The sequence below is a fragment of the Komagataeibacter kakiaceti JCM 25156 genome (assembly GCF_000613305.1).
In genome coordinates this window covers 1-1,091 of sequence record NZ_BAIO01000661.1, presented here as the reverse complement: position 1 = coordinate 1,091, position 1,091 = coordinate 1, and the positions used below count along the sequence as shown (strand labels likewise).

Sequence of the window (1,091 nt, the reverse complement as noted above, 5' to 3'; positions counted from 1 at the left end):
CTGCGGTTGGCAGAACTGCCCGGGCACGCCCGTTGCGGATTGCGGCGGCCTGCATGCTGCCGGTGGCGGCAAGCCTGCTGGCCTTTGCCACGCCGGACCTCATGTTCCGCCTGCAAGCCGATTATTACACGAAAACCGGCGAAACCCGCACGGTCAGCCTGTCGGACGGAACGGCGGTGACCCTGGCCGGTCATTCCGCCATCGCCGTGCATTATTCGGGTAGGGAACGGGGGGTTACGCTGCTGGCTGGCGAGGCGTTTTTCAATGTCGTGCATGACGGAAAACGTGGCTTTGCCGTCAGGGCAGGGAACGTGATGACGCGCGATATTGGCACCGCCTTTGATGTACAGATGGCCGACCCCCATGTCACCGTTGCCGTGCGCGAGGGGATTGTGAGCGTATCCCGCCAGTCCGACCCCGCCCTACGCCTGACCGCCGGCCAGACATGGGCGGTCGACCAGCACACGGGGCAGGCCCATCGCGGCACGATCGACCCGGAGGATGTCGGTTCATGGCGGTCAGGGCAGATGGTACTGAACGACGTCCGGTTTTCTGACGCAGTCGCGGTGCTGGGACGCTACTATCCGGGCACCATCGTAACCCATGGTCTTGAGCACGACACCATCCCGGTAGGGGGCGTGTATGACCTGCATCACCCCCGGGAGGCGCTGGAAGCCCTGTGCGCGCTGCATGGCAGCAGGCTTGTCGCGCTCCCTGCAGGCTTCACCCTGGTGCTGGCAGACCACAAGACGCCCTGACAGGCCATCAGGTTTTTGCATCGGAACATAAAAAAGTTCCGCCAGCCCGTTAAAAAAAAATCGTCTCAGCGGACATGAATATACGCGAATGCAATTCGTTTGCATTTTCTGCAACCGTCCGCCCGTGAGACCTGACCATGCCGTGTGTTTTTCCGCCATGCCGCCGCAATCGCATCCGGCCTTCCCGGAGCAGCCTGCTCACGGGTACTTCCGCATTGATGCTCGTCATGTGGGCCGCCACGGGCCATCATGCCGTAGCGGCACCGGTTGAGGGCGGCGTGGCCGTCCCGCCATCACCGGCACAGCCCTTCAGCATTCCCGCCCAGCCGCTGG

The 1,091-nt window shown here is 63.2% G+C and carries 1 protein-coding gene; it reads left to right on the top strand.

Annotated features, from left to right (window positions below; genetic code table 11):
• A partial coding sequence (locus JCM25156_RS17690) for a FecR family protein (protein ID WP_034960815.1) occupies positions 1-758 on the top strand: 758 nt, incomplete at its 5' end.
• Between the last annotated feature and the right edge of the window lie 333 nt (positions 759-1,091).